The 21,037-nt window shown below is 62.9% G+C and carries 19 protein-coding genes; 11 read left to right on the top strand and 8 right to left on the bottom strand.

Annotation, left to right across the window (positions count from 1 at the left end):
* Positions 1-2 precede the first annotated feature (2 nt).
* The 8 genes from tcyN (at position 3) to ACVI9W_RS13640 (ending at position 8,245) form a co-directional block, all read left to right on the top strand.
* A complete protein-coding gene (gene tcyN / locus ACVI9W_RS13675) occupies positions 3-764 on the top strand; it encodes an L-cystine ABC transporter ATP-binding protein TcyN (RefSeq protein WP_461530280.1) in 762 nt (253 codons plus the stop codon).
* A 170-nt stretch (positions 765-934) separates the two neighbouring features.
* Entirely contained in the window at positions 935-1,657 is a 723-nt protein-coding gene (locus ACVI9W_RS13670) for a hypothetical protein (RefSeq protein ID WP_461530279.1), read from the top strand.
* 175 nt (positions 1,658-1,832) lie between these two features.
* Positions 1,833-3,074 (top strand): SfnB family sulfur acquisition oxidoreductase, encoded by a 1,242-nt coding sequence (locus ACVI9W_RS13665; RefSeq protein ID WP_461530278.1) that lies wholly within the window; start codon positions 1,833-1,835, stop codon positions 3,072-3,074.
* Between the two features lie 21 nt (positions 3,075-3,095).
* Positions 3,096-4,301, top strand: a complete 1,206-nt coding sequence (locus ACVI9W_RS13660; protein ID WP_461530277.1) for an SfnB family sulfur acquisition oxidoreductase — start codon at positions 3,096-3,098, stop codon at positions 4,299-4,301.
* Complete coding sequence (locus ACVI9W_RS13655) at positions 4,301-5,686, top strand: LLM class flavin-dependent oxidoreductase (RefSeq protein WP_038605556.1); 1,386 nt, start codon at positions 4,301-4,303, stop codon at positions 5,684-5,686. The genes ACVI9W_RS13660 and ACVI9W_RS13655 overlap by 1 nt, the downstream gene beginning before the upstream one ends.
* Positions 5,679-6,482 (top strand): MetQ/NlpA family ABC transporter substrate-binding protein, encoded by an 804-nt coding sequence (locus ACVI9W_RS13650; protein ID WP_461530276.1) that lies wholly within the window; start codon positions 5,679-5,681, stop codon positions 6,480-6,482. The genes ACVI9W_RS13655 and ACVI9W_RS13650 overlap by 8 nt, the downstream gene beginning before the upstream one ends.
* Before the next feature lies 1 nt (position 6,483).
* Positions 6,484-7,611 (top strand): methionine ABC transporter ATP-binding protein, encoded by a 1,128-nt coding sequence (locus tag ACVI9W_RS13645; protein WP_461530275.1) that lies wholly within the window; start codon positions 6,484-6,486, stop codon positions 7,609-7,611.
* A complete protein-coding gene (locus ACVI9W_RS13640; protein ID WP_342623897.1) occupies positions 7,601-8,245 on the top strand; it encodes a methionine ABC transporter permease in 645 nt (214 codons plus the stop codon). The genes ACVI9W_RS13645 and ACVI9W_RS13640 overlap by 11 nt, the downstream gene beginning before the upstream one ends.
* A 12-nt stretch (positions 8,246-8,257) precedes the next feature.
* On the opposite strand, the gene ACVI9W_RS13635 is transcribed toward ACVI9W_RS13640, so the two are convergent.
* The gene (locus ACVI9W_RS13635; protein WP_461530274.1) at positions 8,258-9,313 is read right to left on the bottom strand and encodes an HAD family hydrolase; all 1,056 of its coding nucleotides are present in this window, start codon (positions 9,311-9,313) and stop codon (positions 8,258-8,260) included.
* A gap of 241 nt (positions 9,314-9,554) precedes the next feature.
* On the opposite strand from ACVI9W_RS13635, the gene ACVI9W_RS13630 reads away from it, so the two are divergent.
* Positions 9,555-10,946 carry an L-cystine transporter gene (locus ACVI9W_RS13630; protein WP_274295707.1) on the top strand — a complete coding sequence of 464 codons (1,392 nt, stop codon included), beginning with the start codon at positions 9,555-9,557 and terminating at the stop codon, positions 10,944-10,946.
* Between the two features lie 74 nt (positions 10,947-11,020).
* Here ACVI9W_RS13630 and ACVI9W_RS13625 read toward each other — a convergent pair whose 3' ends face one another.
* Positions 11,021-11,539, bottom strand: coding sequence for a dihydrofolate reductase (locus ACVI9W_RS13625; protein ID WP_461530273.1), 519 nt, complete (start codon positions 11,537-11,539; stop codon positions 11,021-11,023).
* Between the two features lie 75 nt (positions 11,540-11,614).
* On the opposite strand from ACVI9W_RS13625, the gene ACVI9W_RS13620 reads away from it, so the two are divergent.
* Both ACVI9W_RS13620 and ACVI9W_RS13615 read left to right on the top strand, forming a co-directional pair.
* The gene (locus ACVI9W_RS13620) at positions 11,615-12,994 is read left to right on the top strand and encodes a DUF2868 domain-containing protein (protein WP_461530272.1); all 1,380 of its coding nucleotides are present in this window, start codon (positions 11,615-11,617) and stop codon (positions 12,992-12,994) included.
* On the top strand, positions 12,987-14,351 hold the full coding sequence (locus ACVI9W_RS13615) for a GTPase/DUF3482 domain-containing protein (RefSeq protein WP_461530271.1): 1,365 nt from the start codon (positions 12,987-12,989) through the stop codon (positions 14,349-14,351). Before ACVI9W_RS13620 ends, ACVI9W_RS13615 begins: the two co-directional genes overlap by 8 nt.
* Here ACVI9W_RS13615 and ACVI9W_RS13610 read toward each other — a convergent pair.
* From ACVI9W_RS13610 to ACVI9W_RS13585, 6 genes are all read right to left on the bottom strand, one after another.
* Positions 14,334-14,888 carry a phosphonate degradation HD-domain oxygenase gene (locus tag ACVI9W_RS13610; RefSeq protein WP_274296372.1) on the bottom strand — a complete coding sequence of 185 codons (555 nt, stop codon included), beginning with the start codon at positions 14,886-14,888 and terminating at the stop codon, positions 14,334-14,336. The genes ACVI9W_RS13615 and ACVI9W_RS13610 overlap by 18 nt on opposite strands.
* 10 nt (positions 14,889-14,898) lie before the next feature.
* The gene (locus ACVI9W_RS13605; protein WP_461530270.1) at positions 14,899-16,026 is read right to left on the bottom strand and encodes a TIGR03364 family FAD-dependent oxidoreductase; all 1,128 of its coding nucleotides are present in this window, start codon (positions 16,024-16,026) and stop codon (positions 14,899-14,901) included.
* Positions 16,027-16,115: 89 nt separating this feature from the next.
* Positions 16,116-17,141 (bottom strand): putative 2-aminoethylphosphonate ABC transporter substrate-binding protein, encoded by a 1,026-nt coding sequence (locus tag ACVI9W_RS13600; RefSeq protein WP_400170393.1) that lies wholly within the window; start codon positions 17,139-17,141, stop codon positions 16,116-16,118.
* 41 nt (positions 17,142-17,182) lie between these two features.
* On the bottom strand, positions 17,183-18,907 hold the full coding sequence (locus tag ACVI9W_RS13595) for a putative 2-aminoethylphosphonate ABC transporter permease subunit (protein ID WP_461530269.1): 1,725 nt from the start codon (positions 18,905-18,907) through the stop codon (positions 17,183-17,185).
* Position 18,908: 1 nt separating this feature from the next.
* On the bottom strand, positions 18,909-19,973 hold the full coding sequence (locus ACVI9W_RS13590) for a putative 2-aminoethylphosphonate ABC transporter ATP-binding protein (RefSeq protein WP_461530268.1): 1,065 nt from the start codon (positions 19,971-19,973) through the stop codon (positions 18,909-18,911).
* Positions 19,974-20,162: 189 nt separating this feature from the next.
* The gene (locus ACVI9W_RS13585) at positions 20,163-21,032 is read right to left on the bottom strand and encodes a LysR family transcriptional regulator (protein ID WP_461530267.1); all 870 of its coding nucleotides are present in this window, start codon (positions 21,030-21,032) and stop codon (positions 20,163-20,165) included.
* Positions 21,033-21,037: the final 5 nt, after the last annotated feature.

Genomic DNA, 21,037 nt, shown 5'->3' with positions numbered 1-21,037 from the left:
GCATGATCGTGGTAGAGCGACTGAGCAAACAGTTCAATGGCCAGACGGTTCTGAACGACATCAGCCTGAAGGTCGAGGCCGGCGAAGTCATCGCCATCATCGGCCCCAGCGGCTCCGGCAAGACCACCTTCCTGCGTTGCCTGAACCTGCTGGAAACACCCAGCAGCGGCCGTATCCAGGTCGGTGACGTGACCATCGATGCCAACCTGCCCCTGACCAAACAGCAAGGCCTGATCCGCAAGTTGCGCCAGCAGGTCGGTTTCGTGTTCCAGAACTTCAACCTGTTTCCCCATCGCACGGCGCTGGAGAACGTTATCGAAGGGCCATTGGTGGTCAAGAAGACCCCGCGTGAGCAAGCCGTGACCCTGGGCATGAAGCTGTTGGCCAAGGTCGGCCTCGCGGGCAAAGAGGCGTCGTATCCGCGCAAACTGTCCGGCGGCCAGCAGCAACGGGTGGCGATTGCCCGGGCGCTGGCGATGGAACCTGAAGTGATCCTGTTCGACGAACCGACCTCGGCGCTGGACCCGGAGCTGGTCGGCGAAGTGCTGGCGACCATCCGCGGCCTGGCCGAAGAGAAACGCACGATGATCATCGTCACCCATGAAATGAGCTTTGCCCGTGATGTCGCCAACCGGGTGATCTTTTTCGACAAGGGCGTGATTGTCGAACAGGGTGAAGCCAGGGCGCTGTTCGCCCACCCCCGGGAAGAGCGAACCCGGCAGTTCCTCGGCAAGTTCCTCGGCGTCCAGAACACCGGGTACTGAGTTCCCCACCAGACCCCATCCCCAACCGCGCCCGCAGGTTTTCCCTGTGGGCGTAGTCCTGTTCCGAAGTTTTCCGTCTGCGGCCAAATGGCAGTGTGCGGGCTTGATCCTGCGCGTCTGCTGGCCAATAACCGCCAATCCAGCAGATGCTTATGCCAAGGATGCGCGCCATGCCCAATGTCAGCCAAGGACCCGAACTTTTCCCACCGATTCTCCCCGGCATCAATGCCGCCGGCATTGGCTGCCACAGCGCCGCGCGATTACGGGCGCGCGTGCCGATCCAGCCACCCATGGAAGCCGGCGATCTGCTGACCTTGTTCTGGGGCCAGCGCTTTGTCGCCGCCCACAGCCTGCAAGCCCATGAGCCGGATGGCTGCATCGACCTGCGCATACCCGCCAGCTTGCTGCACAACGGTAGCCACCGCCTGCATTATCGCCTGCTCAAACCCGGTCACCACCCGCTGCGCTCACCTGAACTGCAGGTCCTGGTAAAACTCGACTGCCCTGGAGGCAACAGCACCCACGAGCACTTGCAGCCATTGCAGCTGGCGGGCCGGTTGCGTCGCGAGGGCCTGTTTCTGCACAGCCTGAACAACGACCTGCCCTGCACCCTGGCGCCCTACCGGAACATGGCCGAAGGTGACCGGATCACCTTGCGCTGGGGCGACCTGTGCGTGGATTTGCCTGGCGTGAGCAAGTGCCTGGTCGGCCAGCCGCTGCCGGCCAGGATCCCTCTGACATTGATCGAGGAAAACGGTCCCGACCCACACCTGGAACTGAGTTACTGCATTCTCGACCGGGTCGGCAACCGCTCGCAGTGGGCGCCTGCCGTGCACCTGCGAGTGTTTGCCGGGCGAGCGTCGAGTACTTCTATCCATATTCCAATAAGTTAGTTTATTTAATTTTTATACAGCATTAGGGTATATAAACCGGACCACCGGACCAGCGCATTTCAGTCGGCGCAGCCCGCGCCGACCTTTCCAATACGTGAGGTAAGGTTATGGTCAGGAACACAATCACCCCAGTGCGTAACGCCAGGGCATTGAGTGCAGCCAGGGAGCGGCACTGATGTCCAGTCTGGCAGATACCAACGTCCACAGTGATCTCGACAGCGCCCCGCTGCTGTTGCCGGCCAAGGTCCTGCGCAGTGACGCCGAGGCCCTGCAGGCTGCCCGTGAACTGGCCGAAGTTGCCCGCAGCCAGGCTGCCCGGCGCGACCAGCAACGCAAGCTGCCCTGGGCAGAAATCGAACAATTCACCCGCAGCGGCCTGGGCAGCATTTCCATTCCCCGCGCCTACGGCGGTACCCAGGTGTCGTTTGTCACCATCGCCGAAGTGTTTCGCATCATCAGCGCCGCCGACCCGGCGCTGGGGCAAATCCCGCAGAACCAGTTCGGCATCCTGCAGTTGCTCAAAGGCACGGCCAGTGAGCGGCAGAAGGACCTGCTGTTCAAATCGGTGCTCGACGGCTGGCGGATTGGCAATGCCGGTCCAGAACGCGGCAGCAAGCACACCCTGGAACTCAAGGCACGGATCACCCGCGAGGGCGACCACTATGTGCTCAGCGGCCAGAAGTTCTATTCCACCGGTGCCCTGTTTGCCCATTGGGTAGCGGTCAAAGCGCTGAACGATGAAGGCCGTCAGGTCATGGCCTTTGTCCACCGCGGCACGCCAGGGCTGCGCATCGTCGATGACTGGTCCGGCTTCGGTCAGCGCACCACCGCCAGCGGCACCGTGCTGCTGGACCGGGTTCAGGTCGACGCCGAGCTGGTGATCGACAACTGGCGCCAGAACGAGGTGCCGAATATCCAGGGCGCCGCTTCGCAATTGATCCAGGCGGCCATCGATGCCGGCATCGCTGAAGCCGCGGTCGCCGACGCCATCGCCTTTGTCCGGGAAAAATCACGGCCATGGATCGATGCCAAGGTCGAGCGCGCCAGTGATGACCTCTACGTGATCGCCGATATCGGCCGCCTGCAACTTGAGCTGCATGCGGCCCAGGCCTTGTTGAGCAAGGCCGCGCGCACCCTCGATGAAGTCAACGCCGCGCCTGTCGACGCCGCCTCGGCAGCCCGGGCCTCGATTGCCGTGGCCGAAGCCAAGGTACTGACCACCGAGATCGCCCTGCAAGCCAGCGAGAAGCTCTTCGAGCTGGCCGGCAGCCGCGCCACCCTCGCCGAGTTCAACCTCGACCGGCACTGGCGCAATGCCCGCGTCCACACCCTCCACGACCCGGTGCGCTGGAAATACCACGCCGTCGGCGCCTATCACCTCAACGGTACCTTGCCTGCCCGGCATTCCTGGATCTGACCAGACCACTGGAGCCTATTTATGAGCCTTCTGCCGCAACCGCACGAAAACGTCGCGGTCATCCACACTGACGCCCAGGCTTTGCAGATTGCCGAAGAACTGGCCGGCGAACTGCGCCGCGACAGCATCCTGCGCGACCGCGAACGTCGCCTGCCACACCCGGAACTGGCGCTGTTTTCGCGCTCCGGCCTGTGGGCCATCAGCGTCCCCAAAGCCTTTGGCGGCGCCGGTGTTTCAAACGTTACCCTGGCCAAAGTCATCGCGCGCATCGCCCAGGCCGATGCCTCCCTGGGCCAGATTCCGCAAAACCATTTCTATGCCCTGGAAGTGCTGCGGGTAAACGGCAGCCCGCAGCAACAGCAGCGCCTGTACGCCGAAGTACTGGCCGGCAAACGCTTCGGTAACGCCCTGGCGGAACTTGGGACCAAAACCGCCCACGACCGCACCACAGCCCTGAGCCGGGACGGTGACGGCTACCGCATCAACGGGCGCAAGTTCTACGCCACCGGCGCGCTCTATGCCCAGCGCATTCCCACTTCGGTGGTCGACGAGCAGGGCGTGCAGCAGCTGGTGTTTGTCCCCGCCGACAGCGCCGGGCTGCAAGTGATCGACGACTGGAGCGGCTTCGGTCAGCGCACCACCGGTAGCGGCTCGGTGCAATTCGACAATGTTCGGATTGCTGCCGAGGATGTGGTGCCGTTCCAGAGTGCCTTCGAACGTCCGACCACGGTCGGCCCATTGGCGCAGATCCTTCATGCCGCGATCGACACCGGTATCGCCCGCGCCGCCTACGAAGATGCCCTGCAGTTCGTGCGCACCCGCAGCCGGCCATGGATCGATTCCGGCATCGACAAGGCCAGCGACGACCCACTGACGCTGAAATCCTTCGGTCATCTGGCGATTCGTTTGCACGCCGCCGAGGCCCTGCTTGAACGCGCCGGCGAGTACCTCGACCAGGCCCAGGCCGAGCCCAACGCCAGCACCGTGGCCGCTGCCTCCATCGCCGTGGCCGAAGCCCGGGCGATCAGCACCGAAATTTCCCTGGCCGCCGGCAGCACCCTGTTCGAACTGGCCGGCAGCCAGGCCACCCTCGCCGAACATGGCCTCGATCGTCACTGGCGCAACGCCCGCGTGCATACCCTGCACGACCCGGTGCGCTGGAAGTACCACGCCATCGGCAACTACTACCTCAACGATGAGAACCCACCGCTGCGGGGGACCATCTGATGGCCAAGAAGAAAATCCTCCTCAATGCCTTCAACATGAACTGCATTGGCCACATCAACCACGGTCTGTGGACTCACCCACGGGATACGTCCACCCAGTACAAGACGCTGGAGTACTGGACTGAACTGGCCAGGTTGCTTGAGCGCGGGCTGTTCGACGGGCTGTTCATCGCTGACATCGTCGGGGTCTACGACGTTTACCAGAACAACGTCGACGTGCCGCTCAAGGAGTCGATCCAGCTGCCGGTCAACGACCCGTTGCTGCTGGTGTCGGCCATGGCCGCGGTGACCCGGCATCTGGGCTTCGGCCTGACCGCCAACCTGACCTACGAGCCGCCCTATCTGTTCGCCCGCAAGCTCTCGACCCTCGATCACCTGAGCCGTGGCCGGGTGGGCTGGAACATCGTCACCGGCTATCTGGACAGTGCCGCCCGGGCCATGGGCCTTGAGCAGCAAGCCGAACACGACCGCCGCTACGACCAGGCCGATGAATACATGCAGGTGCTGTACAAACTGCTGGAAGGCAGCTGGGAAGACGGTGCAGTAACCAACGACCGCCAGCAGCGGGTCTACGCGCGCCCGGACAAAGTCCACAAGGTGCAGCACCAGGGCGAGTTCTACCGGGTCGAAGGCTATCACCTGTGCGAACCCTCGCCGCAACGAACGCCGGTGCTGTTCCAGGCCGGCAGCTCCGAGCGCGGCCTGGGCTTTGCCGGCAACCATGCCGAGTGCGTTTTCATCAGCGGCCAGACCAAGGCCGGTACCCGCGCCCAGGTCGACAAGGTTCGCGCGGCTGCCGTGGCCGCTGGCCGTGATCCCGAGGCGATCAAGGTGTTCATGGGCCTGACCGTGATCGTCGCGCGAACCGAGGAGCAAGCCTGGGCCAAGCACGCCGAGTACCTGCGTTACGCCAGCGCCGAAGCAGGGGTTGCGCACTTCGCCAGCTCCACGGGTATCGACTTCTCGGCCTACGCACTGGACGAACCGATCCAGTACGTCAAAAGCAACGCCATCCAGTCGGCAACCAAGACCTTGCAGAACAACGACTGGACCCGGCGCAAGCTGCTCGACCAGCACGCCCTCGGCGGGCGCTACATCACCCTGGTCGGCTCACCCACCCAGGTCGCCGACGAACTGGAAAGCTGGATCGCCGAAACCGGCCTGGACGGCTTCAACCTGACCCGCACCGTGACCCCGGAAAGCTATGTCGACTTCATCGACCTGGTGATCCCCGAACTGCAACGTCGCGGCTCGTACAAGACCGCCTACGAACACGGCACCCTGCGCGAAAAGCTTTTCGCCAGTGACCAGCCCCTGCTGCCCGCCGAGCATCCCGGCGCCAGCTATCGCCACACCACCCCGAGCGGAGCGCTACAGCATGCTTAAGACCTTCCTTGCCCGCCCCGTCGCGGCGCTGGCCCTGACCCTCGGTCTGTTTTCCACCACCCAGGCCGCCGATGCTTTAAAGGTCGGCACCACCGCAGCCTTCGCCATCCCGCTGGAAGCGGCCGTCAGCGAAGCGAAGAAGCAGGGGCTGGACGTCGAACTGATCGAGTTCAGCGACTGGATCGCGCCAAACGTCAGCCTGGCCAGCGGCGACATCGATGTGAATTACTTCCAGCACATCCCGTTCCTGGAAAACGCCAAGGCGGCGGCCGGATTTGATCTGGTGCCCTATGCATCGGGGATCATCAACAACGTCGGCCTGTACTCGAAAAAATACAAAAGCTTTGACGCGTTGCCACAAGGCGCCAGCGTGGCCATCGCCAATGACCCGATCAACAGCGGCCGCGGCCTGCAGCTGCTGGCCAAGGCCGGGCTGATCACCCTCAAACCCGGCGTGGGCTACAAGGCCAGCGAAGAAGACATCATCGCCAACCCCAAGCAGCTGAAGATCCTCCAGGTCGAAGCCGTGCAACTGGTGCGGGCCTACGACGATGCCGACCTGGTCCAGGGTTATCCGGCCTACATCCGCCTGGCCAATACCTTCGATGCCACCTCGGCCCTGCTGTTCGACGGCCTCGATCACAAGGAATACGTGATCCAGTTCGTCATCCGTCCGCAGAACAAGGACGATCCGCGCCTGGCCAAGTTCATCGACATCTACCAGCACTCGCCAGCGGTGCGTGCCGCGCTCGACAAAGCCCATGGCAAGCTTTACCAACCGGGCTGGGAGAGCTGAGATGAGCGCCGCCACCGCCCTCCTGGCGCCAGAGGAGTCCTCCTTTGCGCCGCTGCAGCAGGCCCGGCAACGGGCCCTGCACCCTGAGCTGGGCAACGCCCATGTGCGCTTCATCGGCCTGGGCAAAACCTATCCGGGGCAAACCGCCCCGGCGCTGGAAGGTATCGACCTGAACATCCAGCGCGGCGAGATCTTCGGCATCATCGGCCGCAGCGGTGCGGGCAAATCGTCGCTGATCCGTACCATCAATCGTCTTGAGCAGCCTAGCGCCGGTCGTGTGCTGATCGATCAGGTCGATATCGGCGAGTTCGATGAAGACCGCCTGGTGCGCCTGCGTCGGCGCATCGGCATGATCTTCCAGCACTTCAACCTGATGTCAGCCAAGACCGTGTGGCAGAACGTCGAACTGCCCCTCAAGGTCGCCGGCGTACCCAAGGCGCAACGCCAGCGCAAGGTTGCCGAGTTGCTGGAACTGGTCGGCCTTGAACAGAAGCAGCATGCCTATCCCGCGCAATTGTCGGGCGGGCAGAAGCAGCGCGTCGGCATCGCCCGGGCGCTGGTGCACGACCCGGACATTCTTCTCTGCGATGAAGCGACCTCGGCCCTCGACCCGGAAACTACCGCGTCGATTCTTGAGCTGCTGCGCGACATCAACCAGCGCCTGGGTCTGACCATCATCCTGATCACCCACGAAATGGCAGTGATCCGCGATATCTGCCAGCGGGTGGTGGTACTGGAACGCGGACGTATCGTCGAGCAAGGCGCGGTCTGGCAGGTCTTCGGCAATCCCCGCCACGACGTCAGCAAGACCTTGCTCGCGCCCTTGCAAGCCGCCGTGCCGGCCACTTTGCAGGCCCGCCTGCAACCGCAACCGGGCAGTGCCGAAGCGGCGCTGGTGCTGAACCTCAAAGTCAGTGGCACTGAACGCCAGGCACCGGAGTTATCCACATTGTTCGCCAGCCTCGGTGGCCGGATCAGCTTGCTGCAAGGCGGGATCGAGCCGATCCAGGGGCGGCCGCTGGGGCAATTGCTGGTGTCGGTGGCGAACTCGCCGCACAGCCATGAACAGGTCATCGAACGTGCCCGGCAATGGGCCACGCAGGTAGAGGTACTGGGTTATGTGGACTGATCGCTTGCTCCAGGGCGTACTGGATACCTTGCTGATGGTCGGGGTGTCGTCGCTGATCGCCCTACTGGCCGGGATTCCGTTGGCGGTGATCCTGGTCACCAGTGGCAAGGGCGGGATTTACCAGGCGCCGACCCTGAACCGACTGCTCGGGGCCTTCGTCAACCTGTTCCGCTCGATCCCGTTTCTGATCCTGATGGTCGCGCTGATCCCCTTTACCCGCCTGATTGTCGGTACGACCTATGGGGTCTGGGCGGCGGTGGTGCCACTGACCATTGCCGCCACACCGTTCTTTGCGCGGATCGCCGAAGTCAGCCTGCGCGAAGTCGACCATGGCCTGATCGAAGCCGCCCAGGCCATGGGCTGCCGCCGTTGGCATATCGTCTGGCACGTACTGCTGCCCGAGGCCTTGCCGGGCATCGTCGGCGGTTTCACCATCACCCTGGTGACCATGATCAACTCCTCGGCCATGGCCGGTGCCATCGGTGCTGGCGGCCTGGGCGATATCGCCTACCGCTACGGCTACCAGCGTTTCGACAGCCAGATCATGCTCACCGTGATTGTCATGCTGGTGGTGCTGGTGGCCTTGATTCAGCTGGGCGGTGACCGGCTGGCCAAGGGCCTGAACAAGCGCTGATTCCACAGGGCATCATTGAATCTGCTCAGGGGTAACAATCACCCAGTTCTTGTCCGCCGTCACCGGCAGCCCCTCTTTGGCCTGGGCTGCAGCGTTCTGGGCGATCATGCCGTTGAGCTGGTCCATGTACTTGGCTTTGCGATTTATCCACAGGTGAATACCGCCCTTGCCGACATCGACACTGTGGAACTGCATGTAGCCGTCACTGGTGGGTGTATCGCCACCGACCAGTACCGGCTTCTTCCATTGATCGATGTAGGTCAGGATCGCCGCCTGCTTGCCCGCCATCCAGGTTGCCGGGGTCCATAGATAAGGGGTGAGCTCCAGGCCCAGGTTGGCCTGCGGGTCATAGCTGCCTGCGCTGATCTGTTTGCGCGCGGTGGTCAGCGCGCCATTTTCGCGATCCTTGAGCAGCAGGCTGACGCCGATGACATTCTGCGGTTTGACGTTGTAGCCGTATTTGGGGTCGGAGGCGACCATGCGCACCAGCTCTTCGGAGGCGGCGGTCATCACATACACCTCGATGCCGTTGGCCATCAGCTTGTTGAACAGCTCGGTCTGGCCGGTGAAGATTTTCGGTGGCTGTACCTCGATGGTCTTGACCTGATCGCCCTCGTAGTAGGTGCTGGGGATCGGTTTGCCAGAGGCCATCAGCTCATCGACATAGCCCTTGAGCTGCTTGAGGGTGAAGCCGGAAAACACCTGGGCGACCCAGGGATAGCAGACCATGTCGTCGATTTCACAGAGCCGGTAGTAGTAGCTGAACAGGCTCTCCTTATGTTCGGCAGTATCTTTGAACGGCATCAGCTTCAACGATGGATCAAGCTTTTCACGGCTGAGCAGGCCCTTGTTTTCCATGAACGGCAACAGCGACTCTTCGAGGTCGAAGCGATAGCTGGTGTTGTCCATGTCGAACACCGCGTAGTTACCCTGGTTGGCATTGGCCGCGATCATCGTGTCCAGCTGCCTGGCCGCGTCAGCAGGCCAATGCTTGAGTTCACTGGCCCAGGTTTGACCGGTCAGCAGCAGTGCCAGACCGGCAGCGAGTACTTTCGGAGCAGACGTCATGTGCATTTCTCCAGAAAAGAGGCTCGCCCACGCTAGCCAAAGCAAAGGGCTGAGGACGACCTGACAACGACGCCAACACACTCCTCAGCGGCGTTGCACATGCCATTTGCGACATGCCTATATTCCAAAAACGACTATGCAAATTACCTTTTGATATAAATTCGTTCGTTTTCATGCTGTTAGCATTTCTGTTCGCAATCGCACACAGAGGCGATGCCCCCGCCTTTTCTCTGGAGCTTCAATGAATCTGCCGCTGTCACTCAACCTGCTGGCGTTCCTGGCGTTGCTGCTAGGCCTGGCTCAAACCCGTCATGGCAACTGGAGCCTGGCCAAGAAAGTCCTGGTCGGCCTGGTCCTCGGTGTGTTGTTCGGCGCTGCCCTGCACGCCATCTATGGCGCCGGTAACCCGATCCTCAAGGCCACCATCAGCTGGCTTGATCTGGTCGGTAACGGCTATGTGCAGTTGCTGCAGATGATCGTCATGCCGCTGATCTTCGCCTCGATCCTCAGCGCCGTGGCTCGCCTGCACAACGCCTCGTCGCTCGGCAAGATCAGCTTTCTGACCATCGGCACCCTGCTGTTCACTACGGCCATTGCCGCGCTGATCGGTATCGTCCTGACCAACCTGTTCGGCCTGACCGCCGAAGGCCTGGTTGCCGGCACCGCTGAAACCGCGCGGATGCAGGCGATCCAGAGCGACTACGTGGGCAAGGTCGCCGAGCTGAATATCCCGCAACTGCTGCTGTCGTTCATCCCCAGCAACCCGGTAGGCGACCTGGCCCGGGCCAAGCCGACGTCGATCATCAGCGTGGTGATCTTTGCCGTGTTCCTCGGCATGGCTGCCCTGCAGCTGCTCAAGGATGATGCGGAAAAGGGCAACCGCGCCCTGGCCGCCATCGACACCCTGCAAGCCTGGGTAATGCGCCTGGTGCGCCTGGTGATGAAGCTCACCCCGTATGGCGTGCTGGCGCTGATGACCAAGGTGGTCGCCAGCTCGAACCTGGACGACATCCTCAAGCTCGGCAGCTTTGTCGTGGTGTCTTACATCGGCCTCGGCCTGATGTTCGTGGTGCATGGCGTGTTGCTGGCGATCAGCGGCGTCAACCCGCTGCGCTTCTTCCGCAAGGTCTGGCCGGTACTGACCTTTGCCTTCACCAGCCGCTCCAGCGCCGCCAGCATCCCGCTGAGCATCGAGGCACAAACCCTGCGCCTGGGCATTCCGCAGTCGATTGCCAGCTTCGCCGCTTCGTTCGGCGCGACCATCGGCCAGAACGGTTGTGCCGGTCTGTATCCGGCAATGTTGGCGGTGATGGTGGCTCCGGCCGTCGGCATCAACCCGCTGGATCCGCTGTGGATTGCCACGCTGGTGGCCATCGTGACCCTGAGTTCGGCCGGGGTGGCCGGGGTGGGTGGCGGTGCGACTTTCGCCGCGCTGATCGTGTTGCCGGCCATGGGCTTGCCGGTCGAGCTGGTGGCGTTGCTGATCTCGGTTGAACCGCTGATCGACATGGGCCGTACGGCACTGAATGTGAATGGTTCGATGACGGCGGGGGCGATTACCAGCCAGATGCTCAAGCAGACTGACAAGTCAGTGCTGGAGACTCAGGAGCATGCGCAGCTGACGCATTCCTGAGGAAATCGCGGGACAAGCCCGCTCCCACAGAGATCATCAACCTCCTGTGGGAGCGGGCTTGCCCCGCGATGCTTTCAAACCTTTTCCCAAACCTCGAAGTGATACGCCGGCTTGTCTCCCTCCGCCGGATTCTCCTGGCTCGACGCCAACGTCCACTGCGCCGCATCAAACTCAGGGAACCACGCGTCCCCTTCAGGGCTCAATTCGACCCGCGTCAGATACAGCCGATCCGCCAGACCACGCTCAATCGCCTGGGTATACAGCTGCGCGCCGCCAATCAGCATCAGCTCATCGACGCCCTGCGCCAGCGCCCACTGCTCGGCGCGCAGCATGGCCTCGTCGAGCGAAGCGAACACTTCGGCGCCTTCGAGTTGCAGTCCAGGCTGGCGGCTGACCACCAGGTTCAAACGCCCGGGCAATGGCCGGCCCAGCGAATCCCAGGTCTTGCGCCCCATGATGATCGGCTTGCCCAGGGTGGTGGCCTTGAAATACTTGAAATCCCCCGGCAGGTGCCAGGGCATGCTGTTGTCGATGCCGATTACGCGGTTCTCGGCGAGCGCCGCGATCAGGCTGAGGGGGAGTGATGTTTTCATGTCGGCGAGGATAGCAAAGCCCGATCTTCGATGCCTGGGTTATGCTTTGGGCTGACTTGATCAATGGAAGACTGTGTGACTGCACTGACTGACCTGGACAAACGCTGGCTCACTGAGGCCATACGCCTGCGCGAGGAACATGCAGGCCCCCTGGAGGATCAGGAAGCCAATCGCCGCGCCCGCCAGCTGGGTGGCGATCTGCCGACGCGCATCGAACAGCGCGCCCTGTGGCTGGCCGAACGCGACGGCATGCGCAGCGCCCTGCAGCACTGGAAACAAGGTGCGCGCCTGGCCCTGGCGCTGTTGCTGGTGCTGGCAATTTTCAGCGGCGCCGGTCTAGCCCTGGCCGCTCTGGGCGACAGCCAGCGTCCGGTGAATGTGTTCTGGGCGCTGGGCAGCCTGCTGGGCTTGAACCTGTTGTTGCTGGCCGGCTGGGCCGTGGGCTTTATCTTCGCCGGTGAGCAAGGCGCGACCTTGGGCAGGCTGTGGTTATGGCTCAGCGAAAAATTCGCCCGTGATGCCCAGGCTGCACATTTAGCCCCCGCCCTGCTGGTGTTGCTGCAACGCCAGAAGCTCAATCGCTGGCTGCTCGGGCTGCTGGTTCACAGCCTATGGCTGGTCGCCTTGGGCACAGCGCTGATGATGATGCTGATTCTGCTCGCCACCCGGCGTTACGGTTTCGTCTGGGAGACCACCATTCTCGGCGCCGACACCTTCGTCGGACTGACCCAGGCCCTCGGCGCCCTACCTGCCTTGCTCGGCTTCAATGTGCCAGACATCGACATGATCCGCGCCAGTGGCGACAGCCAACCCGCCCTTGAACTGGCCCGCCAGGCCTGGGCCAGCTGGCTGCTCGGGGTGTTGCTGGTATTCGGCATCCTTCCACGTTTGCTGCTCGCCGCCTTGTGCCTGTGGCGCTGGCGCAGCGGCCGCAAGCGCCTGGGCCTGGACCTCAATCTCCCCGGCTACAGCCAGTTGCGCGAAGCGCTGATGCCCAGCAGCGAACGCCTTGGTGTCAACGATGCCGCGCCGGATGCCTTGCCGCAGATTGTCCGTGGCGTGGGTGATGAACACAGTGACGGCGCCTTGCTGGTCGGCCTGGAGCTGGACGACCAGCGCCCCTGGCCGCCCGCCTTGCCCGCCACAGTCAGCAACGCCGGCGTGCTCGACAGCCGCGAGTCGCGCAACAAATTGCTGGAACAACTCAGCCGTTTCCCGCCGGCGCGCCTGGCCATCGCCTGCGACCCACGTCGCTCGCCAGACCGTGGCAGCCTGGCGCTGCTCGCCGAACTTGCGCGCAACGCTGGCGCCACCCGCATCTGGCTGCTACAGGCCCTGCCCGGCCAGGCTCTGGATGCTGATCGCTTGGGCGATTGGCATCAGGCCCTCGATCAGCTTGGGCTGGAGCACGCCGACAGCGCCCCGCTGAACTGGCTGGAGCATGGTCATGACTAAGCCGCTGAAACTGGCCGTGGTCGGCCACACCAACGTCGGCAAGACTTCGCTGCTGCGCACCCTGACCCGTGATGTCGGTTTTGGTGAAGTCTCGCATCGGCCCAGCACCACCCGCCATGTCGAAGGTGCGCGGCTGTCGGTGGATGGCGAACCGCTGCTGGAGCTCTATGACACTCCCGGCCTGGAAGATGCCATTGCCCTGCTCGACTACCTCGAACGCCTGGAGCGGCCGGGCGAACGCCTCGACGGTCCGGCGCGCCTGGAGCGTTTTCTCCAGGGCAGCGAAGCGCGCCAGCGTTTCGAGCAGGAAGCCAAAGTGTTGCGCCAACTGCTGGCCAGCGATGCCGGCCTGTATGTGATCGATGCCCGCGAACCGGTGCTGGCCAAATACCGGGATGAACTGGAAGTGCTCGCCAGCTGCGGCAAGCCGTTACTGCCGGTGCTCAACTTTGTCGCCAGCAGCGACCACCGCGAGCCTGACTGGCGTGAAGCGCTGGCCCGGCTTGGTCTTCATGCGCTGGTGCGTTTCGACAGCGTCGCGCCGCCGGAAGATGGTGAACGGCGCCTCTACGAAAGCCTGGCGCTGATGCTGGAAAAGTCGCGCCCGGCCCTGCAACGCCTGATCGACGATCAACAGGCCCAGCGTCTGGCCCGCCAGCTCAGTGGCAAACGCCTGATTGCCGAATTGCTGCTCGATTGCGCCGCCTGCCGTCGTAGCGTGGTGGCTGAACCAGGTGCCGAAGCAATCGCTATCGAAGCCTTGCGCAAGGAGGTTCGCCAGCGTGAACAACGTTGCGTCGAGGCCTTGCTCAAGCTGTATGCGTTTCGCAAGGATGACGCCAGTGCCAGCGAATTGCCGCTGCTGGACGGGCGTTGGGGTGATGACCTGTTCAATCCCGAGACCCTTAAATTGCTGGGCGTACGCCTTGGTAGCGGGGTGGCCGCCGGCGCGGCGGCGGGTGCCGGTGTCGACCTGCTGGTCGGCGGTTTGACCCTGGGCGCTGCGGCGCTGGCCGGGGCCATTGCCGGTGGCGCGTTGCAGACCGCGCGCAGCTACGGTTCACGCCTGCTGGGCAAGCTCAAGGGACAGCGGGAATTAACGGTAGATGACAGCGTGTTGCGCCTGTTGGCCCTGCGTCAGCATCAGCTGATCCAGGCCCTGGACAGCCGCGGGCATGCGGCGATGGAGCGGATCAAGTTGAGCGCGCCGCAGGAACAAAGCTGGCGCGAGGGCAAACTGCCGGACGCCTTGAGCAAAGCCCGGGCGCATCCGCAGTGGTCGTCGCTCAATCCCGGCGCGCGGCTCAATCAGGCCGAGCGCCAGGAGCAGATCGACTTGTTAGTGCAGGAGCTTTAGCGCCTTGGCCTTGAGCACATCCAGATCAATCACCGGCACATGCATCTCCTTGGCCAGCTCATCCCATTCGCGCATGCGCAGGCTCACCGTGCACAACGGATCGCGCTCGAAAGCGTCGGCCTCAGCCTCGCTCATCACCCCGCCCTGATACTCCAGGGTGCGCCGGCTGGCTTCGCTCAATCGCTGGTAATAGCCCGGTTTACGCAAAGTCAGGTAACGCTTGGCCTCGACGTGGTATTGCACCAGCTTGGCCAGTCGCTCGCTGAAACCGCAGCGCAGCAGATAGTTGGCGCCAACCTGTTCATGGCTGACCACACCGTAGCCACCCATGTCGCCTTCGGCACCACCACAGATGTGGCCGATGTCATGGAAGAACGCCGCCAGTACCACTTCATCATCAAAACCTTCATCCAGCGCCAGCTGCGCCGCCTGGGACATGTGCTCCAGCTGCGACACCGGCTCGCCGATATAGTCTTCATCACCATGCTGCTGGTACAGGGCAAATATTTCGCTGACAACCTGTTCGGCCGTTCTCATCGTTATCCCCTCAAGCGCTTTCGTTGAACAGTCGAGCGATATGCCGCTCGGCCAGGGCCGGTCCGACGCTCATGCCGACGCCGCTGTGCATCAGCGCAGCGCTGATACCCGGCGCCACCTGCAACAGCGAAAACGGTCCGCGACCGCCAGAACCATAGACTCCCTGCCAGCGTTCGACCACCTCGATCCGACCGCCGAGGGTGTGCTCGGCCAGTTCGATCATCCAGTTGTCGACCTGTTCGGCATTGAACGGCGCGGCATCGCTGCCATAGGCGTGCGAGTCGCCGATGATCAGCTCGCCATGGGGCGTGGGGCTGATCAGCAAGTGAATGCCATGCTCCATCAGGTGCGGACTGTCGCTAAGCAATTGCGTCTTGAGGGCCTGGGCCTGCGGCAGGTCGGCGAAGGCGCCGTAATGCACGCAGCTCAGACCGGTCAGCAGGGCATGCTGCAAATTCAGGTTGAAACGCGGACGGGCACGCAGCATCTGCAAGCGGCAGACTTGCGGCTGCAGCTTGGCGATGGGTTCGGCGAGCAGGGTCTGGTAGTCATGCCCGGAACAGACCACGATCTGCGCGGCGCTGAAGTCGCCTGCGGTGGTCGAGACTTTGCCTGGTTCGATATCGCGAACCAGGGTGGAGAAATGAAACTGCACGTCCAGTTCCTGCTGCAGGAAGCGGATCAGCATGGGGATGGCTTCACGGGAGTACAGCTGCTGGTCGTCCAGCCCGCGCAACGCCGCGCGATGGTGACGGAACTGGCCGCCATACAGATCGTTGAGAACCGCACTGGACAACAGCTCGACCTTGTAACCGTGCTCTACGGCCCGCTCGTCACAGAAGGCTTCCAGCAGTTCCTGTTCAAGGGCAGTACGGGCGAACAATAGCGAACCATTGCTCTTCAATTCGAAGCCGGCCTGACGCGACCAGTGCGCCCAGATTCCGCGGCTGGCCTTGGCCAGCTCCAGCATTTCACCCGGTGGCTGGCCGGTGACCAGCGCCTGGCCGAAGTTGCGTACCGAGGCACCCAACGGGGTAGCGGTGCGTTCGAAAACACGGACCTTGAGGCCGCGCCGGGCAGCGGCGTAGGCATGGGACAAGCCGAGGATGCCGGCGCCGACGATTAATAGATCGGTCATTGGGATCTCCTTAAGGATCGCGGGGCAAGCCCGCTCCCACCGGGACTGTGTTATCTCCTGTGGGAGCGGGCTTGCCCCGCGATGCGGTATTACTGCTGCGCCACCTTCTCCGACTTGCCGTCATAGCGCTTGCGCCATTCAGCGAGGATGCTGTCGCGATTCTTCGAGGCCCAGGCAAAGTCGTTCTTGATCAGGCGCTGCTCGTAGTCAGCCGGCAGCTCGGTCTGCGGCTTGGCGATACCCGGCTGAGCGAGCACGGCAAAGTTTTCCTTGTACAGTTCCATCGCTGCCGGGCTTGCCGAGAAGTCGGCCAGGCGCTTGGCGGCGTCTTCATGCTTGCTGCCCTTGAGCACGGCGGTGGCTTCGATTTCCCAGCCCAGGCCTTCTTTCGGCAGGACGATGTCCAGCGGCGCGCCCTGACGCTTGAGCTGCACGGCCGGGTATTCGAATGAGATACCGATCGGGAACTCACCGGCCGCCGCCAGCTTGCACGGTTTGGAACCGGAGTGGACGTACTGGCCGATGTTCTGGTGCAGGCCGTCCATGTACGCCCAGCCCTGCTTCTCGCCAAAGGTCTGCAACCAGGCGCTGACATCGAGGAAGCCGGTGCCGGACGACGCCGGGTTCGGCATGACGATCTTGCCCTTGTACTCAGGCTTGGTCAGGTCCTGCCAGCTTACCGGTTTGGTCAGGCCCTGCTTCTCGGCTTCGATGGTGTTGAAGCAGATGGTCGCCGCCCAGACGTCCATACCGACCCAGGCTGGCGGGTTGGCGGCATCGCGGTAGTTGCCGCCGATCTTGTCGAGATCCTTCGGGGCGTAGCTTTGCAGCATGCCCTGCTGGTCGAGGATCGCCAGGCTGGAAGCGGCCAGGCCCCACACCGCATCAGCCTGCGGGCGGTCTTTTTCGGCCAGCAGCTTGGCGGTGATGATGCCGGTGGAATCGCGTACCCACTTGATCTCGATATCCGGGTTGGCCTTTTCGAAGGCCTGCTTGTAGCTCTTGAGTTGTTCGGCTTCAAGCGCGGTATAAACCGTCAGCTGGGTGTCAGCGGCAGTGGCCTGCAGACTGAACGCAGTGAGGACGGCAGCGGCAAGAGCAAGTGGCTTGAACATGATGCGGTTCCTTTGAACGGTACGAGGGATGGGTAAGGCAATCATTGGCCCGGCGCGCGCTGGCGCCAGGCTTGAGAACGTTGCAGCAGGCCACGCGAGGCCCAGGCCAGGAGCAGCGAAACGCTGGCGCTGGTGAGCAGGATCAGGGTCGACATCGCCGCCGCGCCGCCGACGTTGCCGGCGTCGTCCATGTTCAACACGGCGACGGCGGCGAGGATGGTGTCCGGGCTGTAGAGGAAGATCGCCGCCGACACCGTGGTCATCGCCGACACGAACAGGTAGCGGATGATGTCCAGCAGTGCCGGCAGGCAGATCGGTACGGTGACCCGCAGAAAGTGCCGGTACAGCGGCGCCTTGAGCGACAGCGCAGCGGCTTCGAACTCACCGTCGAGCTGGCGCAGGGCGGTGGTCGCGGTCATGTTTGCGGTGGTCAAATAGTGAGCAATGGTGCACACCACCAGCAGCGCCATGCTGCCGTAGAACACATGCAGCGGGTTGCTGGTCAGGTTGAAGAAGAACACGTAGCCCAGGCCCAGAACCAAACCGGGTACCGCCATCGGCACGAAGCTGAGCAAGCGCAGCAGCAGATTGAGTGAACGCTGGCCCTTGGTTTTTTCCATCAGGTAGGCGCCGGTGAAAATCACCGCGCTGCCGATCAATGCGGTTCCCAGCGCCATGGTCAGGCTGTTGGTGTAAGCCAGCCAGCCACCACCCGCGGTTTCATCGAACTGATAGTGCTTGAGCGACAAGGTCATGTTGTACGGCCAGAAGGTCACCAGCGACGAGTACACCGCCATGCCCACTACCAGCAGCAACACCGCGCAGACCGCCAGCACCACAGCCAGAAACCAGGCATCACGACGGCGCGACGGCTGCGGGATGAACACCTGGGCACGGCCACTCATGGCATCGCCCTGACGGCGGCGCAGCCAGGCATCGACAGTGAAACTGAGCAGCGCCGGTACCAGCAGCACCATGCCGATCAAGGCGCCACGACCAAACTGCTGCTGACCGACCACCGCCTTATAGGCTTCCAGCGCCAGCACCTGATAGTCGCCACCAACCACTACCGGTACACCGAAATCGGTGATGGTCAGGGTGAACACCAGGCAGAACGCGGCGAACACCGCCTGACGGGTCGCCGGCCAGGTGATGCTGTGGAAGGCGCGCCAGGGACCGGCGCCCATGCTCGACGCGGCATCGAACAAGCGCGCGTCGGCCAGCGACAGCGCCGACAGCAGGATCATCAGGGCATGCGGAAAGGTGTAGATGGCCTCGCCGAGGACAATGCCCCAGAAGCCATAGATATTGTCGCTGAGCAGCCCGCGCAGCAGCCCTTGGTTGCCGAACAAATAAACCAGGGCAATGGCCGGCAGCATCGACGGCGCCAGCAATGGCAGCAGCGAAATGCCGCGCCAGATGCGCTTGCCGGGGATCAGCGTGCGTTGCAAAGCGTAGGCGAACAGGTAGGCCAGCGGCACGACAATCGCGGCGACGCTGAGCGAAACTTTGAGGCTGTTACCCAACAGCCAGTGAAAGTTGGCACTGGCAAACAGTTCACGTGCGGCGACCAGACCACCACCCTGCCCGGCATCACTGCTGAAGCCGCGCCAGAAGATCGCCAGCAGCGGCATCAACACCGCAACCGTCAGCAGGAGCAGCAGCAACCATTTACCGCCGACCACGAACAGTCGATCACCCAGTGAAGCGCCGGAGCGCTGTGCTGCCTTCGCCTGCGCGATCGGCATGGCCATTGGCGCGGCCATCTCAGGCAAACACCTGCAGGCTGCGCGGCGGCAGGGCGACCCAGATGTCCTGGGAACCCAGGCGCGGCATCGACTCGGGCGCGACTTCGGCCAACAGCGCATGGCCCGGCAGTTCGTTGAACTCGAAGCTCATGCGGCAGCGGTTACCGAGGAAGGTAATCTCGCGCACCCGCGCCGGAAACAGGTTCTCTTCATGCACGGGCGGATTGACGCTGATCGCTTCAGGACGGCAGAACAAACGACCGCTGCGCGCCTGGCCGGCACCATCGGCCAGGCGCATGTTCAGGCCGCCGACCTGGGCGTGGCTGTCGGTGTGGCGCTGGAACGGCAACCAGTTGCCCTGGCCGACGAACTCGGCCACAAACGGTGTGGCGGGTTTGTCGTAAATTTCCTGGGGCGTGGCGTATTGCTCGACTTGGCCGTTGTTCATCACCGCGATACGGTCGGCCATGAGCATGGCTTCGTCCTGGTTGTGGGTCACCATCAAGGTGGTGATGCCCAACTGGCGTTGCAGCTGGCGCAGCTCGGTACACAGGTGCTCGCGGACGCGGGCGTCGAGGGCCGACATCGGCTCGTCAAGCAGCAGCAACGAAGGTGCCGGAGCCAGGGCACGCGCCAGGGCTACCCGTTGCTGTTGGCCACCGGAAAGCTGGCCGGGGTACTTTTTCTCGCTGCCGGTCAAACCGACCAGCTCAAGCATCTGCGCCACCCGCTGGCGCACTTCGTCACGACCGCTGCCGGCCAGGCCATAGGCAATGTTGGCCTCGACCGTCAGGTTCGGAAACAGCGCATAGGACTGAAACAGGATGCCGTAATCACGGGCCTGGGGCGGCAACTCGGAGATGTCGCGGTCGCCGATGTACAGGGTGCCACGGTCCTGGCGTTCGAGGCCGGCAATACAGCGCAGCAGCGTGGTCTTGCCACAGCCGGACGGGCCGAGCAGACACACCAGTTCACCGGCGGCGATGTCGAGGGAGACATCCTGCAGGGCGGTAAAGGCGCCGAAGCGCTTGTGGATACCGCGCACTTTCATCTGTGCGCCTGAGTTTGCGACCGGAGTGTTCATGGCAGGACCTCATCGAACGAATGAGGGCCATGCTAGGGAGGTAATGCGAAGGTTCTGTGGCTGGGAAGCAAAAGATGGTGATAGTGGTATAGGCAGATTTGGGTGTAGTTCGTTTAAAAGCATCGCGGGGCAAGCCCGCTCCCACCGAGGTTAGTGGTCTCGGTGGGAGCGGGCTTGCCCCGCGATGCTTCAAATCTCCACTGCCGACACTTCCTGCGCCAACCCCAAAAAAGCCGCAGGCAAACGCGCCTGCCTGCGTTCCTTCAGGCAATACAGGTACTCATGCATCACCGGTGCATTCTCCAGGCTCAACACCCGCAGCTCAGGGTTATGCGGCACTTCATGACGGGCAATGATACTGATGCCGATGTTGCGCAACACCGCTTCACGGATCGACTCGCGGCTGCCGATCTCCAGCATCGAACCGACCTTGACCCCGGCCTCTTCCAGCATCTGCTCGGTCAGTTTGCGTGTCGTCGAGCCTTGCTCACGAACCAGCAGGCAGTGCCCGGCCAGTGCCGACAGCGGCAACGATTCACGGCTGGCCAACGGATGATTGCGATGCACCGCCACCACCAATGGATCAGTGCCCAACACCCGCCGCACCAGACGCGCATCTTCCAGCAGCTGTGAAGAAGCAGCCAGGTCCACGCGGTAGTCCTCCAGCAACTCCAGCACCTGCTGGGAGTTACCGATTTCCACCGAAACCTCTACCTGAGGCAAACGCTCGCGAAAGATCTTCACCAGATCGAGGATGTAGTACGGCGCGGTGGCAGCAATGCGCAAACTGCCCTGGCCCTGACCACTGTTGCGCAGGAAGAACTCGATATCGGCTTCCTGCTGCAGCAGGGTCTTGACCATCGGCAGCAACCGCGCGCCGTCGTCGCTGAGGGTCAGGCGCCGACCGCCACGGTAGAACAGCTCCACCGCATACTGACTTTCCAGGTTGCGGATCTGCGTGGTCACGGTCGGTTGGCTGAGCCCGAGTTTCTTCGCCGCCAGGGTAATGCTGCCCAGGCGGGCAACCATGTAGAAGGCTTTCAACTCGGAACTCAACATACATC

Source organism: Pseudomonas sp. 210_17 TE3656 (assembly GCF_054821965.1).
This window is presented reverse-complemented; position numbering and strand designations above follow the sequence as displayed.